Here is a 1,326-nt window from a genome sequence, read left to right as displayed (position 1 = left end):
AAAGGTTCATCGTAGATTTCCGGGGAACGCGGCGCGGATTTTAAGGAAGAAGTAAGCCTCGTCTCGGAAACCATAAGCCATTCGCTTGATGACCTTGATCCTGTTATTGATCCCCTCCAGCACACTGGTGTGCAAAGGGTGTCGGCAATGAGCCAGGATGCCTGACAGATATGGCTTGAGCCGCCGAGCAAAGCGCATCAAAGGCTCGATCCCGCTCTCCATCGCCCGCCGATACCAGGCCTCCCAGCGACTTCGGGCCTCCGTCTCCTCGCGGGTTCGCCATAGCTCTTTGAGATCTTCCTTGAGCACATAGACGGTCATCAAGGACTCGTTGGCCGCGAGCAGCTCGTCCAAACGGACCTGTTGTTCGGAAGTCTTCAGGTTCTCCCGATTGCGCAACAGCAACCAACGCGACGATTTGACCACCTGGCGTGCTCGTTTGTCTTGACGCAGCCGGTTGGCCTCGTCCACCCGTACCCGGTCCATAACCTCCCGGCCATACTTGGCTACCACATGGAACAGGTCGTAGACCACTTCTGCATTCGGGCACCAGGCACGCACTTCCAAGTCATAGGCCGCGTTCATGTCCATCACCACCGCCCGGATGTTTCGGCGTACCTGCTCGCTCAAGGCCGCAAAAAAGGGACGCACCGCCTCCCGACTGTGACCCGCCCCTACCCATAGGACTTCCCGGCGCAGCGGCTCCACGATCACCGTGGCATAGCGGTGCCCCTTATGGAGGGCAAACTCATCCATGCCTAGATACCGGACCCCGGTGAGGTCCACCGTACCTACTGTCCGCTCCAGCATCTGTTTGTCGATAGCCTTTACCGTGTGCCAAGCCAACCCGTAAAACGCCGCTACCTGTTTGAGCGGCATCATTTGGCACAGTCGACCCACCGCCTCTTCCAGTCGCCGTGTCACCCGCCGGTAGGGCCTCACCCACTCCAGGTCCTCCAGCTGGGGGCCACCGCAACGCTCACACCATTGACGTCGCCGGGGGACAATCAGCACAACGTCCCAGTCGAACATGGGCAAGTCCCGGATCCGTCGAATCGCTGTGTCGTGGACCTGGGTGCTCGTTGACCCACAGCGGTTACAACGCATCCGCTTGCGGGTTGGCTCCAACCGAATGATGACCTTGCCGCGTCCGCCCCAACCCTCGCCAGGGCGGTAGTCCACATCTACTACCCGGTAACCCGTCCAGCCTCCCAGCTTCGTCAACATCTTGCGATCGAACATCGTCTCCTCCGATTCATCTACATGCGGAGGAAACATACAACCATCTATGGTTCGCTACAACTCCACGGAAATCGACGAAGAACC

1 protein-coding gene is annotated in these 1,326 nt (G+C 59.0%); it reads right to left on the bottom strand.

Annotated elements, in window-relative coordinates:
• Positions 1 to 6: 6 nt before the first annotated feature.
• Entirely contained in the window at positions 7 to 1,242 is a 1,236-nt protein-coding gene (locus EDC39_RS15190) for an ISL3 family transposase (RefSeq protein ID WP_187426833.1), read from the bottom strand.
• Positions 1,243 to 1,326 lie beyond the last annotated feature (84 nt).

It is taken from the genome of Geothermobacter ehrlichii (assembly GCF_008124615.1).
Classification (GTDB): domain Bacteria; phylum Desulfobacterota; class Desulfuromonadia; order Desulfuromonadales; family Geothermobacteraceae; genus Geothermobacter; species Geothermobacter ehrlichii.
This window is presented reverse-complemented; position numbering and strand designations above follow the sequence as displayed.